This is a genomic window from Kaistia defluvii (assembly GCF_026343955.1).
GTDB classification, from domain to species: Bacteria; Pseudomonadota; Alphaproteobacteria; order Rhizobiales; family Kaistiaceae; genus Kaistia; species Kaistia defluvii.
Genome location: NZ_JAPKNI010000002.1, coordinates 166730 through 181494 on the forward strand (window position 1 = coordinate 166730; position 14765 = coordinate 181494).

Annotated in this window: 14 protein-coding genes; 5 read left to right on the forward strand and 9 right to left on the reverse strand. The window is 61.8% G+C overall.

Annotated features, from left to right (window positions below):
- The first annotated feature begins 5 nt into the window (after window positions 1-5).
- Genes gnd through OSH10_RS05255 form a run of 3 tightly spaced genes read left to right on the forward strand, consistent with a single transcriptional unit; the run spans window position 6 to window position 3087 of the window.
- The gene (gene gnd, locus OSH10_RS05245) at window positions 6-1022 is read left to right on the forward strand and encodes a phosphogluconate dehydrogenase (NAD(+)-dependent, decarboxylating) (RefSeq protein ID WP_266330563.1); all 1017 of its coding nucleotides are present in this window, start codon (window positions 6-8) and stop codon (window positions 1020-1022) included.
- Window positions 1019-2395, forward strand: coding sequence for a glucose-6-phosphate dehydrogenase (gene zwf / locus OSH10_RS05250; protein WP_266331118.1), 1377 nt, complete (start codon window positions 1019-1021; stop codon window positions 2393-2395). The genes gnd and zwf overlap by 4 nt, the downstream gene beginning before the upstream one ends.
- 11 nt (window positions 2396-2406) lie before the next feature.
- Window positions 2407-3087: an ROK family protein gene (locus OSH10_RS05255; RefSeq protein ID WP_266330564.1), complete on the forward strand. Its 681-nt coding sequence runs from the start codon at window positions 2407-2409 to the stop codon at window positions 3085-3087.
- Between the two features lie 64 nt (window positions 3088-3151).
- Here the strand turns inward: OSH10_RS05255 and cyoD are convergent, their stop codons facing one another.
- The 6 genes from cyoD to OSH10_RS05285 all read right to left on the reverse strand — a co-directional run bounded on the left by cyoD (window position 3152) and on the right by OSH10_RS05285 (window position 9827).
- A complete protein-coding gene (gene cyoD / locus OSH10_RS05260; protein WP_266330565.1) occupies window positions 3152-3508 on the reverse strand; it encodes a cytochrome o ubiquinol oxidase subunit IV in 357 nt (118 codons plus the stop codon).
- Window positions 3505-4128, reverse strand: a complete 624-nt coding sequence (locus OSH10_RS05265) for a cytochrome c oxidase subunit 3 (RefSeq protein WP_266330567.1) — start codon at window positions 4126-4128, stop codon at window positions 3505-3507. Before OSH10_RS05265 ends, cyoD begins: the two co-directional genes overlap by 4 nt.
- Complete coding sequence (locus tag OSH10_RS05270) at window positions 4125-6125, reverse strand: cbb3-type cytochrome c oxidase subunit I (RefSeq protein ID WP_266330568.1); 2001 nt, start codon at window positions 6123-6125, stop codon at window positions 4125-4127. Before OSH10_RS05270 ends, OSH10_RS05265 begins: the two co-directional genes overlap by 4 nt.
- Window positions 6122-6961: a COX aromatic rich motif-containing protein gene (locus OSH10_RS05275; RefSeq protein ID WP_266330569.1), complete on the reverse strand. Its 840-nt coding sequence runs from the start codon at window positions 6959-6961 to the stop codon at window positions 6122-6124. Before OSH10_RS05275 ends, OSH10_RS05270 begins: the two co-directional genes overlap by 4 nt.
- A gap of 908 nt (window positions 6962-7869) precedes the next feature.
- Window positions 7870-9123 carry an MFS transporter gene (locus OSH10_RS05280; RefSeq protein ID WP_266330570.1) on the reverse strand — a complete coding sequence of 418 codons (1254 nt, stop codon included), beginning with the start codon at window positions 9121-9123 and terminating at the stop codon, window positions 7870-7872.
- Entirely contained in the window at window positions 9120-9827 is a 708-nt protein-coding gene (locus tag OSH10_RS05285; protein ID WP_266331119.1) for a type 1 glutamine amidotransferase domain-containing protein, read from the reverse strand. Before OSH10_RS05285 ends, OSH10_RS05280 begins: the two co-directional genes overlap by 4 nt.
- Window positions 9828-9922: 95 nt before the next feature.
- Between OSH10_RS05285 and OSH10_RS05290 the strand changes: the two genes are divergently transcribed.
- Window positions 9923-10810, forward strand: coding sequence for a LysR family transcriptional regulator (locus OSH10_RS05290; RefSeq protein ID WP_266330571.1), 888 nt, complete (start codon window positions 9923-9925; stop codon window positions 10808-10810).
- A gap of 131 nt (window positions 10811-10941) precedes the next feature.
- Here the strand turns inward: OSH10_RS05290 and OSH10_RS05295 are convergent, their stop codons facing one another.
- The 3 genes from OSH10_RS05295 to OSH10_RS05305 are packed head-to-tail and all read right to left on the reverse strand — an operon-like array spanning window position 10942 to window position 12680.
- The gene (locus OSH10_RS05295) at window positions 10942-11781 is read right to left on the reverse strand and encodes an MBL fold metallo-hydrolase (RefSeq protein ID WP_266330572.1); all 840 of its coding nucleotides are present in this window, start codon (window positions 11779-11781) and stop codon (window positions 10942-10944) included.
- Window positions 11782-11801: 20 nt separating this feature from the next.
- Window positions 11802-12128: a hypothetical protein gene (locus OSH10_RS05300; protein ID WP_266330573.1), complete on the reverse strand. Its 327-nt coding sequence runs from the start codon at window positions 12126-12128 to the stop codon at window positions 11802-11804.
- Window positions 12129-12134: 6 nt separating this feature from the next.
- A complete protein-coding gene (locus tag OSH10_RS05305; protein ID WP_266330574.1) occupies window positions 12135-12680 on the reverse strand; it encodes a sugar ABC transporter in 546 nt (181 codons plus the stop codon).
- 170 nt (window positions 12681-12850) lie between these two features.
- Here OSH10_RS05305 and OSH10_RS05310 point away from each other — a divergent pair, with 170 nt between their 5' ends.
- Window positions 12851-13753: a LysR substrate-binding domain-containing protein gene (locus OSH10_RS05310; protein WP_266330575.1), complete on the forward strand. Its 903-nt coding sequence runs from the start codon at window positions 12851-12853 to the stop codon at window positions 13751-13753.
- Window positions 13754-14765: the final 1012 nt, after the last annotated feature.

Sequence of the window (14765 nt, forward strand, 5' to 3'; positions counted from 1 at the left end):
CGCAAATGCAGCTGGGTATGATCGGGCTTGGGCGCATGGGCGCTAATATGGTGCGGCGCCTCATGAAGGCCGGACACCAATGCGTCGTATATGACGTGAATGCGCAAAGTGTCGCGACGCTGGTTGCGGAAGGGGCCATTGGCGCCAACGACTATGCCGACTTCCTGGGTAAGCTCACGACGCCGCGTGCCGTCTGGCTGATGCTGCCGGCATCCATCACCGGCCGTGTGGCGATGGAGCTAGCCGAGCACATGGATCGCGGCGATATGCTGATCGATGGCGGCAATTCCTACTATCGCGATGCGGTGGACTTGTCGGAAGTCCTCGCTCCGAAGGGCATCTCCATGGTCGATGTCGGGACCAGTGGGGGTGTGTGGGGGCTCGATCGAGGCTATAGCCAGATGGTCGGTGGCCCGCGCGAGGCGGTCGAGCGACTGGATCCGATCCTTGCGGCCCTCGCCCCCGGCGCCGATGGGAACGGCGCCACACCCGGCAGCGCCAATACGGCTGCCCAGGGCTATCTGCATTGCGGTCCGAGCGGCGCCGGTCATTTCGTCAAGATGGTGCACAACGGCATCGAATACGGGATCATGGCCGCCTATGCCGAGGGGATCAACATTCTCAAATCGGCCAATGCGGGCGACAAGGAACGCGCGGCGGACGCCGAAACCGCGCCCCTGACCGATCCGCAATATTACCGTTTCGACATCGATCTGGCTGCCGTCGCAGAAGTCTGGCGACACGGCAGCGTCATTGGGTCTTGGTTGCTCGACCTGACGGCGGCGGCCCTCAAATCCGATCCCGACATGTCCGGTTTCGATGGGCGTGTGTCGGACTCGGGGGAAGGGCGATGGACGCTCAAGGCCGCGGTCGAGACCGGGGTTCCCGCTCCGGTGCTCTCGACAGCCCTGTTTTCGCGCTACGCGTCCCGCGGCGACGACGAGTTCGCCAACAAGCTCCTCTCGGCCATGCGTTATTCCTTTGGCGGCCACGTGGAGAAACCCGAGGAGAAGTCGTCTTGAGCCCGGCACAATCCGACGCGCTTGTGGTGTTCGGCGTTACCGGAGATCTCGCCCACAAGATGATCCTGCCCTCGCTGTACCAGATGGTGCGGCGGGGCCATCTCACCACCCCGGTCATCGGGGTGGCACTCGACGACTGGACCATCGATCAGCTTGCCGATCGCGCCCGCGACGCCATTGTCAGGAAATTCGGCACGATCGAAGAGGACGTCTTCTCCAGGCTCAAGGCGCTTCTGCGCTATGTCAGCGGCGACTACCAGAGCGCCGATACTTTCGAGCGATTGCGCACCGAACTCGGCCAAGCTCGCCAGCCGCTCTACTATCTCGCCATTCCGCCATCGCTGTTCGGAACCGTCATCAAGGCGCTCGATGCAGCCGGTATCGCCAAGGGCGGAAGACTGATGGTCGAGAAGCCGTTCGGCCACGACTTCGCATCGGCAAAGGCCCTGAACGATGTGCTCCACACCGTTTTTGAGGAAGCGGCGGTGTTCCGGATCGACCATTTCCTTGGCAAGGAGGCCGTGCAGAACCTCATCTACTTCCGCTTTGCCAATGCCTTCCTGGAGCCGGTCTGGAACCGCACCTATGTGGAAAGCGTCCAGATCACCATGGCCGAGGACTTCGGCATAGCCGGGCGCGGCAAGTTCTACGACGAGGTGGGCTGCATCCGCGACGTCATCCAGAACCATCTGCTCAACGTCTTGCTGCTGCTCGCCATGGAGCCGCCGGTCAGCAGTGGCGCGGAGGATATGAGCGATGAAAAGGTGCAGATCCTCAAGGCGATCCCTCCCATCGCGAAGGCGGACCTGATCCGAGGGCAATTCGACGGCTATCACGACGAGCCCGGCGTTGCGCCCGGTTCCAAGGTTGAAACCTTTGCGGCGATACGGCTCTTTGTCGATACGTGGCGCTGGAAGGACGTCCCCTTCTATATTCGGGCTGGCAAGGAGCTTCCGGTGCGAGCAACCGAAGTCGTGGTGCGCTTCCGGCGTCCCCCGCTGATGCTGTTCGACGAAATCGGCCCTGCCGACTCGAACTATCTGCGCTTCCGTGTCGGCCCCCAGGTGACGATCGGGATCGGTGCGCGCCGCAAGGCGGCCGGTGGCGACATGGTTGGCGAAGATGTCGAGCTCGATGCCGTCGACGATACGAGTGATGACATGATGCCATATGAGCGGCTGATCGGCGATGCCATGGCCGGACGACGCCAGCTTTTCACCCGGCAGGATGCCTCCGAACTGGCGTGGCAGATCTTTGATCCGGTGCTGGACCAGCCCGGCCAGCCCGCGCCCTACAAGCCCGGAACCTGGGGGCCAGTGGAGGCCATGGCCGACTTCGCGCCCGCCGGCGGCTGGGTCGACCCGAAAGCGTGATGGAGACAGCGATGGACGGGAAAACTCGAATCGTTCTGGCCATCGATATCGGCGGCTCGCATGTCAAGATCATGAGCAGCGCCGGAGGCGAAGAGCGCAAAGCCGTCTCCGGACCCAAAATGGATGCTGCCGCCATGGCCAGCGCAGTAGAGGAACTGGCCCAGGGCATGGATTATGACGTCATCGCCATGGGCTATCCCGGACCGGTGATACACAACAAGATCCTGAGCGAGCCGCACAACCTGGCCCAAGGCTGGGTCGGTTTTGACTTTGCGAAACGCTTCGGCAAACCCGTGCGCATTGTCAATGATGCCCTGATGCAGGCCATTGGCAGCTATGAGGGCGGCCGCATGCTGTTTCTGGGACTGGGCACGGGACTGGGCGCTGCCATGATAGTGGACAATGTCGCCCAACCCATGGAGCTTGCCCACCTGCCATACCGCAACGGCCATAGCTTCGAGGACTATCTGGGCGAGGCGAGTCTTGAAAAACGAGGGCACGCGAAATGGGAAAAGCATGTCCTCGATGCCGTCGAGCAGCTCAGTGCTGCGCTTGAGCCCGATTATGTGGTGATCGGCGGCGGCAATGTCGCGAAGCTGAAGAGCCTGCCACCGAAGGCGCGCCGTGGCGACAACGCCAACGCGTTCAAGGGCGGTTTCGCGCTCTGGCTAAATCCGGACATCGTGGTCTAGTCGCTCGCGGCGCCGCGCCTTGGGTCAGCATGTTCGCACCTGCCGGCAGAGTGGTCGCCTTCAGTCAGCCAATCATGCGTTGATCGAGACTGGTCAGGATCCAGAGGCTGCCTCCTACCATGATCAGGATCAGCAGGCCGGTAAAAAGAATGAGCTGAAGATCCTCACGCTTGGATCGCGACAGATCGATATGCAGGAAGAAACGGAACTGCACTACGATCTGTAGCAGCGCCAAGGCGCCTATCGCCGCCAACAGGGCGGGACCACTCAATATCTTGAAGACCACAAGGCCAAAGGCCGCACAGGTGAGCACAAGCGCAAAGCCCAGCCCCCAGACATAACGGCGACGCTCATGTCTCGCCTCCGCCACGGGCTGGCGCACTTTGTGTCCGCCCAGTTCACCTTCCCAAGCACCGCTCATGTTGCCACCGCCGGTAGATAAACCACTGTGAAAATCACGATCCAGACCAGATCGAGGAAATGCCAGAACAGGCCCAGGCGCAGGATACGCGAGCGGACCTGCCGGTTGAGGCCGAAGACCGAGATTTGCGCCAGCATGACAACAATCCACAGGCAGCCGAAGAGCACATGCAGGCCGTGCGTGGACAGCAGAACATAAAAACTCGACAGAAAGCCGCTGGCTTGCGCCGTCGCACCCCGTGCGGCAAGGCCGGCAAATTCGCGCAGTTCCAGACCAATAAACACGAGGCCCAGAACCAGTGAAACCACGAGCCAGAGTCTGACCCCTCCTACGCGCCCTTCCTTGAGTGCCACGGCGCCCATGCCAAAGGTGAAGCTGCTGGCCAAGAGCACAATGGTTTCGATGAATGCATTGGTGATGTCGAACAGCTCGGCGGCCGTAGGGCCTCCTGCCGTACGGTTGACCATGGTTGCGTAGGTGGCAAACAGCAGCGCAAAGATGATCGCGTCGCTCATCAGAAAGGTCCAGAAACCGAACACTGTGACTTCGGTGTGACGACCGTCCTCCGGACGCGCGTGGCTGATATTGATGCCGGGGTGCTGGTTGGGCTGATCCGTCATGAGGATGCCTTTCCCTGGGCCAGAACGGCGGTACGCCAGCGGCTTTCGTGCGCCTTGACTTCGTCAGCTGAAATGAAGCGCGTCGTGTCGGTGGCAAAGCTGCGGGCGATGACGATGCCAATGACCCCCAGAAGCGATAACGCTGCCAGCCACCAGATATGCCAGACCGCGGCAAAACCGAGCACGAACGATGTTCCCCCCAGCAAGACACCGGTCATGGAATTGCGCGGCACCTCGATGGGATCGTATTTCTCAGGCCAGACATAGGGCTGCCCGCTTTCCTTTGCCTCTTCAAAGGCATCGAGCGAGTTGACCCTTGGCAGCACAGCGAAATTGTATTCCGGGGGCGGCGAGGATGTCGCCCATTCCAGCGTTTGCCCGCCCCAAGGATCGCCCGCAAAGCTGGTGGTCCGGTCACGATTGCGGATGCTCACCACCAGCTGGATCACCTGGCAGATGATGCCCGCGAGCACGGACAACGCCCCGATCGCCGCGATGACGAAATATATCTGCCATTCGGGCTGATCGTAATAGGCCATGCGCCGCGGGGCGCCCGTGAAGCCGAGGGCATAAAGCGGCATGAAGGCGAGGTAAAAGCCGACCACCCAGAAGATGAACGCGCGGCGGCCCCAAGCCTCATCAAGGGGAAAACCCGTTGCCTTGGGGAACCAGTAGGCATAGCCGGCAAACAAACCGAACAGCACGCCGGGAATGAGCATGTTGTGGAAGTGGGCAATCAGGAAAAGTGTGTTGTGAAACACATAGTCGAGTGGCGGGATGGCGAGGATCACGCCGGTCATGCCGCCGATCACGAAGGTCACGATAAAGGCGATGGACCACAACATCGGCGTGTCGAACCGCAGCCGGCCACGGAACATGGTCAGGATCCAGTCGTAGACCTTCACCCCGGTCGGGACGGCAATCACCATGGTCATGATTCCGAAAAACGCATTGACGTTGGCGTCGGCGCCCATGGTGAAGAAGTGATGCAGCCAGACCGTGAAGGAAAGCACTGCGATGCACATGGTCGCATAGACCAGAACATTGTAACCGAAGAGCTTTTTCTGCGAAAACGTCGGAATGACCGACGAGAAGATGCCGAAGGCGGGAAGGATCAGGATGTAGACTTCGGGATGGCCGAAAATCCAGAAGAGATTGGCGTAGTTCATGACGTTGCCGCCGCCGTCATTGGTGAAAAAATGCATCCCAAGATAGCGATCGAGACCCAGCAGGCCCGCTGCAACGGTGAGGCCCGGCAAGGCGAATACGGCCAAAAGGCTGGCGCAAAGCGCCGTCCAGCAGAACAGGGGCATCTGCATCAGCTTCATGCCGGGCGCGCGCATCTTGTAGATGGTCACGACGAGATTGATGGCGCCCAGTGTCGTGCCGACACCGCTGACCAGAAGCGCCATGATCCAGTAGTCGACGCCGACCGTCGGGCTATAGCTAAGCTCCGTATAAGGTGGATAGCCGGACCAGCCTCCGGTGGAAAACACCCCGATGACCAGGGACACCATCACGAGCGCCGCGCCTGCTGCCGTCAGCCAGAAGCTGATGGCGTTCATCAGGGGAAAGGCGACATCGCGCGCGCCCAGTTGCAATGGCACGACATAGTTCATCAGGCCGAACAGGAACGGCATGGCCATGAAGAAGATCATGATCGTGCCGTGCGATGAAAAGATCTGCTGGAAATGGTCTGGGGTCAGATAGCCCTCTGCATTCATGGCCATGGCCTGCTGCGCCCGCATCATCAGGGCATCGACAAAACCGCGCATCAGCATGACCAGAGCAAGCCCCACATACATCATGCCGATCTTCTTGTGATCGGTGCTGGTGAACCATTCGCGCCATAGATAGGGCCAGGCCCTGAGCCAGGTGATCAAGGCAATCACGCCCAGACCACCGAAGACGATCACGGCGGCGCCGGCAGCGGCGATGGGGCTATAGAAAGGCAGGGCATCGAGGCTCAGTTTGCCCAGTAGCATGCTGGTATTCATCGGGCGTGATCCGCATGGTGTGGCGCGCTGCTCATATCAGGCTCTGCCACCGTGTGTGGCATTGAGCCATGCGCGCCCATGATGGTGTGGAACAGGTTGGGCGCCACGCTCGAATAAAGCCGCAGAGGGCCATTGACGGTGGGCTCGGCCAATGTCTGAAAACTCTCTTCGGTCAATGCGTTAGGGCTTGTGCGAGCCTCGGCGAGGAAAGCCTGGTAGCCAGCCATATCCATCGCTTCGACGGTGAATGTCTGCGCCGAAAAGCCGTTACCGTTGAACATGGTATTGCGCCCCTCGAAGACCCCTATTCGGTCTGCCTTCAGGTTCAATTCGGTCTGCATTCCGGCCATGGCATAAATCTGCCCGCCTAGTGCTGGAATCAGCAGCGAGTTCATGACGCTGTCGGAGGTCAGCTGGATGGTCAGCGGGCGGCCAACGGGAAACACCAGCCGGTTGACCGAGGCAACTTCTTCCTCCGGATAGATGAATAGCCATTGCCAATCCAGCGCCACGACCTGCACCACCAGGGGTGGCTGGTCGCTTTCTATGGTGCGGTAGGGATCAAGCTCATGAGTGCGGTTCCAGACAACGAACCAGAGCAGCACCACGATTGTCACCGGCACGGTCCATAGGCCCATTTCCAGGAGGCGCGAGCCGTTCCAACGCGGCGTGTAGGCGGCGGAGGTGTTTCCCGCCCGATAGCGCCATACGACAAAAGCGGTCAGGACAAAGACCGGGACGACGACGATCAGCATCAACCCGACCGATTCGAAGAGCAGGTCGCGTGTTGCGGCCGAAACGGGTCCCGCCGGATCGAGCATTGTGTCTTGAAACATCGGCACTCCGGGAAATGAAGACGGCATCCAGAAGGAGCCTTGCGGGCATCTGAATCAGGTCGGCGACCCGTCATGTCCCCTGCGGCCGCCCTCTTATCCGCTTGCAGAAATGCACGAACGCGGCTGCGTAGCCAAGGGGGTTGGCAGGGTGTGCCGTTACTGCCGTGCCCCTTCACAGCCCGAGCCTACCGTCTGTGGGCTATTTGGACTGGTCGGGAGCTGGTCATCCCATTCTGCCATTTTTTTATCTTGCCCTTTGGATGCCTTGTCGGGGCTGGTTCGGACGATGTTCAAGGTGAGCTTTGTCATGGGGCCGGGTCTTGAGCCGTCTTGTCCCTTTTCGAGCGCGCCGCGTCTTCGCCCGGATCGACGTCTAGCACCCATCTCGCGCAGACAATTGGCGTTGGGGCTCTTCTCCACCGGCGCTCCAGGTTCATAGTTTCGTCGGGCATCGGTGGTCTATCCGGTACCAGGTTGGTGCAAACAATGACACCCTACCGCAAAGCGCCCATGACTACCGCGATCAGCACACCACGTCCGGGGACACTACTTGCGCCTAGACATGTCCGATCTTGCAAGGTGCTTGCGACAGCTGGCAACCAAGTGCGGCCAGTCTGGTTTCGGCCCCAATTCGGACGATCAGCGTGGTGGCATATCGTCCGAACCAACTCATGGCAATTCACCAATTCTGCAAATCAGTCAGTGTCAAGCCGCCCGGAAAAGGGGCGCTTTGCACAGCACGTCGACCGCAGTCTTCGACGCCTCGTAGCCGCGCCGACACGATCTCCGGCTTTGGGATGTTGAACAGTCGTCGCAGCTCGGCCGCCGTCACTGTGTCATAATCGATTGAGGGCGCGTTCGTCCTGTGGGCGGCCAGGAATGCAGCGGTCTGTGGATGGAGGGCCATGTCAATGCCCTCCCTGCGCTGTAGCCGGCGTAGCATCGCCCCGGGACGCTTTCATGGACGGCAAGGCGATTTGCCAGAGGAGCGCGATGACGGCGACCACGGCGATGGCCGCGCCGATCGGCGCGAGTGACGGCAGGCCCCAGGCACTGATGGCCGCGCCGCCGATCCCCGAGCCGACCACGACGCCGGCGTTGAAGGCCGCGATGTTCATGCCCGATGCCACGTCCATGGCCTGCGGCTGGTGGCGTTCGGCCAGCATCAGGATGCGCGACTGGAGAGGCGGTATCGCGCCATACGTTGTCAGCCCCAGCAGCGCCACCAGCCCAATCATCGCGGCAGGCTGATTCAGCGCAAAGGCGATCAGCACGAGGGATAGCACGATGCCGACAAGCAGGATAACTGAGGCGCGGTCCATGCCCTGACCGTCGGTCAGGCGACCGCCAAGAACGTTTCCGACTGCCGCGCCAAGACCGTAGGCGAGCAACGTCAAGCTCGCGGTCCCGACGCTGACATTGGTGACGTGGAGCAAGATCGGGGACACGAAAGTGTAGAGCGCGAACGAGCCTGTATAGGCGAGCATTGGGATGCTCGCCCCGGCGAGCAGGCGGCGATCGACGAGCACGCCGAGATCACGCAAACCCGTGCCCTTCGTCGCGGCTTCGCCCGATCCGGCGGGCATCAGTGCTGCGATGCCGACGCTGCCGATCAGGCCGCAAGCGGCGATGACGCGAAAGATGACCTGCCAGTGCAGGACGGTGCCGAGCCAGGTGCCGACCGGCACGCCGAGCGACATCGCGACTGTCACGCCTCCAAAGACCAGGGCGAGCGCCGCGCCCGCGCGTTCAGGCGCGACCAGCCGCGTTGCCACGCTGGAGGCGACGGCAAGGAAAACACCACGACCTAGCCCCGATCCGAACCGGGCAGCAAGCAACGAAGGGAGATCTCCGGACAGGCAGACAAGGAAGTTGCCAACGGTGAATACGATCATTGCCGCCAGCAGGAGATGCTTGCGGCTCCAACTCGCGGCCAGCGCTGTCAGGATCGGGGCGCCGATGGTCGCGCCGATAGCATAGGCGGCGACGGCCGCGCCCACTTGACCGACATCCACCCTCAGGTCGTCGGCGATGTCCGAGACCAGACCGATGGTGACGAACTCAGTGAATCCCAGCGCAAAGGCCGAGAGCGCGAAGACATAGATGACCAGCGGGATGCGGGTAGCCTGCGATCTGGGGTCGTTCTTTTGCTGGGCGCTCATAGTACTTCCCCGCCGTTCAGCGCCTCCAACATCAGCTTGGCGGTCAGTGCCGAGGACGCCGGGTTCTGGCCGGTAATGAGCCGACCATCGGCGATGGCGAAGGGCTGGAAATCGGCGATGCTTTCGTAACGGCCACCCAGTTCCCGCAGGCGGGTTTCCAGCGGGAACGGTACGGCCTCGTCCAGTCCGGCGGCGCGTTCCTCGCTGTCGGAGAAACATGTTACGCGGCGGCCGCTCACCAGCGGAACACCATTTTCGTCCTTGACGTTCACCAGTCCGGCCGGGCCGTGGCAGACAGCGGCAATGACCTTTCCGTCCGCCCATGCCTTGCGGAGCAGCACGGCCAGTTCGGCGCTCTCGGGCAGGTCCCACATGGTGCCGTGGCCGCCCGGCAGGAACACCGCGTCATATTCCGAAATGTCGATGGCGCAGACCGGAAGTGTTTCGTTCAGCGCCTTCGATGCGGTCTCGTCAACAAGGAAGCGGTCAACGCTGGCCTCGTTCTCGCCCCCAGCTTTTACAGACCGGGGATCGATCGGTGCCGGGCCGCCCTCAATCGACGCCAGCGTGACCGACGCGCCGGCGTCAAGGAAGGCGTAATAAGGCGTCGCCAATTCCTCGAACCACAGGCCGGTCGACTTGTTGGTCTCGCCCATCGTGGCGCTGGACGTGAGGATCATAAGAATTTTGAGCTGGTTTTTCATTGGTGCACTCCGGTTGTCGCCCGGAAGATGCGTCACGACAGATCGCGACAAAAATCATTCCATATGCTATCAGCCATAGAAATAACTATGGCTCGATGTTCATGAACTACCTCATCTATCTGCGCACCTTCCTCGACACCTACCGCGCCGGCTCGCTGACCCGCGCGGCCGGGCGTCTCGGCATCACCCAGCCGGCAGCGTCAGCCCATATCGCCTCGCTGGAGGAGATGCTGGGCAAGCCACTCTTCATCCGACAGGCGCGCGGGGTCGCCCCGACCGCCACCGCCGACGATCTCGCCCGCTCGATCGCCTCCCAGCTCGACGGGATCGAGGCGACCATGGGGGCGGCGCAGGCGCGCTCCAGCCATTTGAGCGGCACCGTCCATCTGGTCGGCCCGGCGGAATATCTGTCCGCACGCATTGGCCCCACCCTGGCACCGCTCGTCGCGGAAGGTCTGCGGTTACGCATTCAGACCGGCAACCGCGAGCGTATCTATGCGGCGCTAGATGCGGGCCACGCCGATCTCGCCGTTACCGCGTCGCCGCCGGACGGAAGCGTCCACGGTTTTGCCGAACTGGGTCGGGAACGCCTGGTGCTGGTCGCTGCGCCGACCATTGCAGAGCGGACCAAGGCGCGCAGCGTCACCGCCGAACTCCTGTGCGGGCTGCCCTGCATCGCTTATGATGAGGCCCTTCCGTTGCTGCGCCCGTTCTTCGAGCATGTCTTTGGCAAGGCCCCCGACATGCAGGCCGTGGTGACGGCGCCGGATCTGCGCATCGTGATCGGCATGGCGCTAGCCGGAACGGGATGGACCGTGTTGCCGGACTATCTATGCGCCGAAGCGTTGGCGAGCGGGCAACTCGTTGAACTACCGACGACGCGGCCGGGGCCGGACAACACGCTCTATCTCGTCTGGAACAAGACTGCGCTCCGCCATCCTCGTGTCGTGCATGTAAGAGATTTTCTGCTGCGTGCGGTTTGAGCGCGTAAACGTGGGTGAACGGTTGCCGCTTCCATTATGGCCCTCGACAGCAGCAAAAGGGCTGAGGGCCAGCACGCCGCGACGGATGCTCTGTGGTTTCGAACGTAGCTCGCGCCGACAACAGCCCGCGCTCATGCCTCATATGCGACACCGTAGGCCAACTTTTTTCGCTCGATCCGCGCGAACCCGAGCTCGCCAAGGTGCATCCCGGCGATCAGCAGCCGTTCCGAACTGGCGAGATCCAGCAGCCTCGCTCGCGTTTCGGCGGCGAGATGCGCATCCTGATCGAACGCGATCGACACCTCCGGACGCGGAACCTGAATTTGCGGGAAATGAACGATGTCGCCCCAGACCAGCAGGCTCTTGCCCCCTGAATCGAGACGATAGCCGGTGTGTCCGGCGGTGTGGCCCGGAAGCGGAACTGCCGTGATGCCGGGCAGCACCTCGCCGCCGTCGAAGGCACGCAGCCTGTCGCGATAGCCGTCGAACGCCTGACGCGCCAAGAGGAAATTGCCGCGCGCGCGCTCGGGTGCGCGGCTCAGGTTGCCGTCATCCTGCCAGAACGCGACTTCGAGGTGGTGGGCGACAAGCTCGGCGTTCGGGAAGGCGGCTGTTCCTGAGGCGTCCATCAGCCCCCCGACATGATCGGGATGGGCATGCGTCAACAGGATCGCATCGATTTCGGAAGGCTGAATGCCCGCGAGCAGAAGGTTGGTTTTCAATCGACCACCCCATTGCTTGAATCCACCCGCTCCGGCGTCGATCAGGATCGTGCGACCGCCGCTGCGCACCAGATAGCCGTTGATATGGATCGAGGTATGATCCGCTATCCCCGCATTTTCCTGCATGCGGGCGGCATCGGCCGGGTCGATATTCGCGAGGAGATCGAAACTGGCGTGGAGATAGCCATCGCTGACGGCGATGATTGTCAAATCACCGATCTGCTGACTGGGTAATGCGAGACTAGACATTGGTTTCCCCTGGCATCGGCTCAGTTTCGCGCGTGAATGCTCGACGCTTCATAGCCAAAGCAACGAATGCGCGCGGTGAGGCCGGTATTGCGCTGGATGGCCTCGTCCAGCTCTTCCATGAACCGATCCATGACGGGCGGCGTCCGAAAGGGCTCAAGGCGATATTGGATTTCTGCGAAGGCCGGGTGCCCTCGGCCATGCCGGACAGCGACGTAGACAATATGCACGTTCGCCAATGCGGCCCGGAGAATGCCGGTGCAGAGTTCGGTGCATTGCTCCGTGAGGTCCGCGAGGGCTTCGTCCGGCGGCATTCTGTCCGCGGGAATATAGATCGTGACATTCGGCATCGGGATCTACCGTGCCTTCCCTGGAGCAGCGTCATGGTCGCTCGTCAACTGCGCCGTCATCGGCGCATAGAGATGGACGCCTTCCGGTAGAGGCTCGATGTCAGCCGTCATGCCGCGCTCCACCTTGGCGAGCCATCGATATTCCGGGAACTTCTCCATGGCGACCGCGTGCATCGCATGTGGAGTGAGGCCAAGCCCAACCAGAGGCTCGGGGCCTGTTGCGCTCAACGCCAGATATTCGCCCTCGCCAATGGCCGGCGCGCGGTCGATGCCGCCATAGAGGTTCCGGTGCCAGTCGGTGATGTGCTGTTGCCAGCGTGCGAAATTGCCGCCGCCCTTCTGGTGGTATTCCTCACCCGCCAGAACATCGAGGCCATCGATCGAATGAAGGGCTAGATAGACGGGGCAGCCATCGCTCAGCGCCTTGAAACGCTGCGAGGTGTGGAAGCCGCTCACCGAAATCAGGGCCGGCAGCTTGTCCAGGCTGTAAAACTCGTTCCATTCCGCCTCGCTGACGGGATCGGCAAAGCTGCATTCCACCGTATAGATCATTGTATCACCTTCGACCGAAAGCACGGAGCTTTCGACCTTGCCTATCGTTGATATTTTCTCATGATAGACTGGCAATCCATGCCTATATCTCGACATCGGATCATGCTTCAGTGACCTAATATCAAGGTGACGGCGGATCGAAATGCCGAACCGTCCCGTCAGGAACCGTCATGCGCCGCAAGATTCCCAGCAATTCCGCACTCATGGCGTTCGAGGCGTCGGCTCGTCATGGGAGCTTCGCGCGCGCGGCCGACGAACTGGCCCTGACCGAAGGGGCGATCAGCCGGCAGATCGGCCGGCTGGAAGTGTTCCTCGGCGTCACGCTGTTCGAGCGGGTCGGCAATCGCGTCCGGCTTTTGCCGAATGGAGAGCGTTATGCGGCTCAGGTCCGCGAGACACTCGACCGGCTGGAGCGTGACAGCCAATATCTGATGGGGCAGCCGAGCGACGGTGCGAGCCTCGACATCGCCACCATACCGACCTTTGCCACGCGCTGGCTTATTCCCCGCCTAGCGCGGTTTCGGGAAATGCACCCGAACATCACCGTACATCTTGCCGAACGTATGGAGCCTTTTGTGCTTGCCGGAAGCGGTTTCGATGCTGCGATCCATTTCGAGCATCCCGCCTGGACGGGAATGAGAACGCACCGGCTGTTGCATGAGACGCTGGTCCCGGTTTGCCATCCGGCGCTTCTCGATGGAGGTGAAGGAGCGGTATCGCTGGATGAACTGCCCCGCCTCCATCGACGCCAGAACCCCGACGCTTGGCAACGCTATGCGCAGGAGACCGGGATCGCGCTGACCAACCCTGCGGTTGGTGCCCGTTACGATCTTCACTCCATGCAAATCGAAGCCGCGTTGGCCGGCCTCGGCGTTGCACTCGTACCGCGCCTCTATGTCGAAACCGAATTGGCGGAAGGCCGCTTGGCCGCGCCCTGGCCCGATGGCAAATCGATCGCCAAAACCTTCTGCCTGATCTTGCCGGAGCCGATCCGATTGAGCGAAGGGCCTATCCAGATGTTCGCGAACTGGCTGATCCAGGAAGCACGCCGCCACAGTCCAAGCTTTGATTGACACGGGGCGGCCGGATACTTCCGAGATACGAAGCATGCTGTAGGGGAGGGCTATGGCGTTGACATCGTTCTCCTCATCACCCGGTGCGGTGCGCCAATCATTTCAATGCGTTGGCACTATCATCCACCCCTTCGGGGATGTCGATGTCACCCGTGTGTCACTATGGCCCTGGTTGGTCGCACGCGTCTTCTCCGACGCGGAGCGCTCTTCCTCGGCCGACTGACGTGCACTCTGACCTCCGACGCGCTGGGCATGCATAGGGCGACGACGTTCGCAAAAACCGTCAGGACGATCCTTTGCCGCCTGTGCAGCGGCGGGTCCCGCCATCGCGGCAAGAAGCTGTCATCATCACGGCATCCAAGGGTGTTCGCGATGCCCGCGCGCAGGAAGTGAGCAAGTCTGAAGCGTCGCATCCAGTCCAGGCGCCTCTTGCGAGGCAAAGCGCGATGGGCGGCCGGAATTCTGCTTCAGAAGCACGCTTCAAATATTCCACAAACAATCAGATGCTACCAGTAATCCCACGCAAGTCGGCATCCTCTTCCTGAATACGCGCTTCGCGACCGGAGAACTCCAACATGGTCTGCGCTTGAGGATGCGGCGTCCGGCACGGCTCGATTTGCTTCGATCCACGCGAGTTGTGCTTGGCCGCTTGTGATCGCGAAGGCGCGGATGGTTGCCCCTAGATTGTTGGGGCGACCGCTGCGGGAATGAGGTGGGGATGATCGAAAACTCCGAATGTCGCCCTGCCTGGCCGGGGCGGCCGCAACGAGCGGGCTACCTCCCGCGAGCGCCAGGCGAAGACGCCTCGTGCATATCGCGCTCCGGACACGGCGCCTGTTGTGTGGCCGACCCCTTGCCCGCGCTTCGGCACGGGTCGTTCGATCCGTCTGAGACTCGCGGCCGGATCGGCGGCGCCACCGCCGCGCCTCGTCAACTCCATTCCTTCGACTGGGGGCCGCTGGCCTTCGACGCGAGCGCAGCCTGCGCCCCGACCGCTTCGGGCAGGGCAGGA

Bases quoted from the DNA above. Each gene is read 5' to 3' on its own strand.
- gnd (WP_266330563.1), top strand. From the start codon at position 6: ATGCAGCTGGGTATGATCGGGCTTGGGCGCATGGGCGCTAATATGGTG.
- OSH10_RS05255 (WP_266330564.1), top strand. From the start codon at position 2,407: ATGGACGGGAAAACTCGAATCGTTCTGGCCATCGATATCGGCGGCTCG.
- cyoD (WP_266330565.1), bottom strand. From the start codon at position 3,508: ATGAGCGGTGCTTGGGAAGGTGAACTGGGCGGACACAAAGTGCGCCAG.
- OSH10_RS05265 (WP_266330567.1), bottom strand. From the start codon at position 4,128: ATGACGGATCAGCCCAACCAGCACCCCGGCATCAATATCAGCCACGCG.
- OSH10_RS05270 (WP_266330568.1), bottom strand. From the start codon at position 6,125: ATGAATACCAGCATGCTACTGGGCAAACTGAGCCTCGATGCCCTGCCT.
- OSH10_RS05275 (WP_266330569.1), bottom strand. From the start codon at position 6,961: ATGTTTCAAGACACAATGCTCGATCCGGCGGGACCCGTTTCGGCCGCA.
- OSH10_RS05280 (WP_266330570.1), bottom strand. From the start codon at position 9,123: ATGAGCGCCCAGCAAAAGAACGACCCCAGATCGCAGGCTACCCGCATC.
- OSH10_RS05285 (WP_266331119.1), bottom strand. From the start codon at position 9,827: ATGAAAAACCAGCTCAAAATTCTTATGATCCTCACGTCCAGCGCCACG.
- OSH10_RS05290 (WP_266330571.1), top strand. From the start codon at position 9,923: ATGTTCATGAACTACCTCATCTATCTGCGCACCTTCCTCGACACCTAC.
- OSH10_RS05295 (WP_266330572.1), bottom strand. From the start codon at position 11,781: ATGTCTAGTCTCGCATTACCCAGTCAGCAGATCGGTGATTTGACAATC.
- OSH10_RS05300 (WP_266330573.1), bottom strand. From the start codon at position 12,128: ATGCCGAATGTCACGATCTATATTCCCGCGGACAGAATGCCGCCGGAC.
- OSH10_RS05305 (WP_266330574.1), bottom strand. From the start codon at position 12,680: ATGATCTATACGGTGGAATGCAGCTTTGCCGATCCCGTCAGCGAGGCG.
- OSH10_RS05310 (WP_266330575.1), top strand. From the start codon at position 12,851: ATGCGCCGCAAGATTCCCAGCAATTCCGCACTCATGGCGTTCGAGGCG.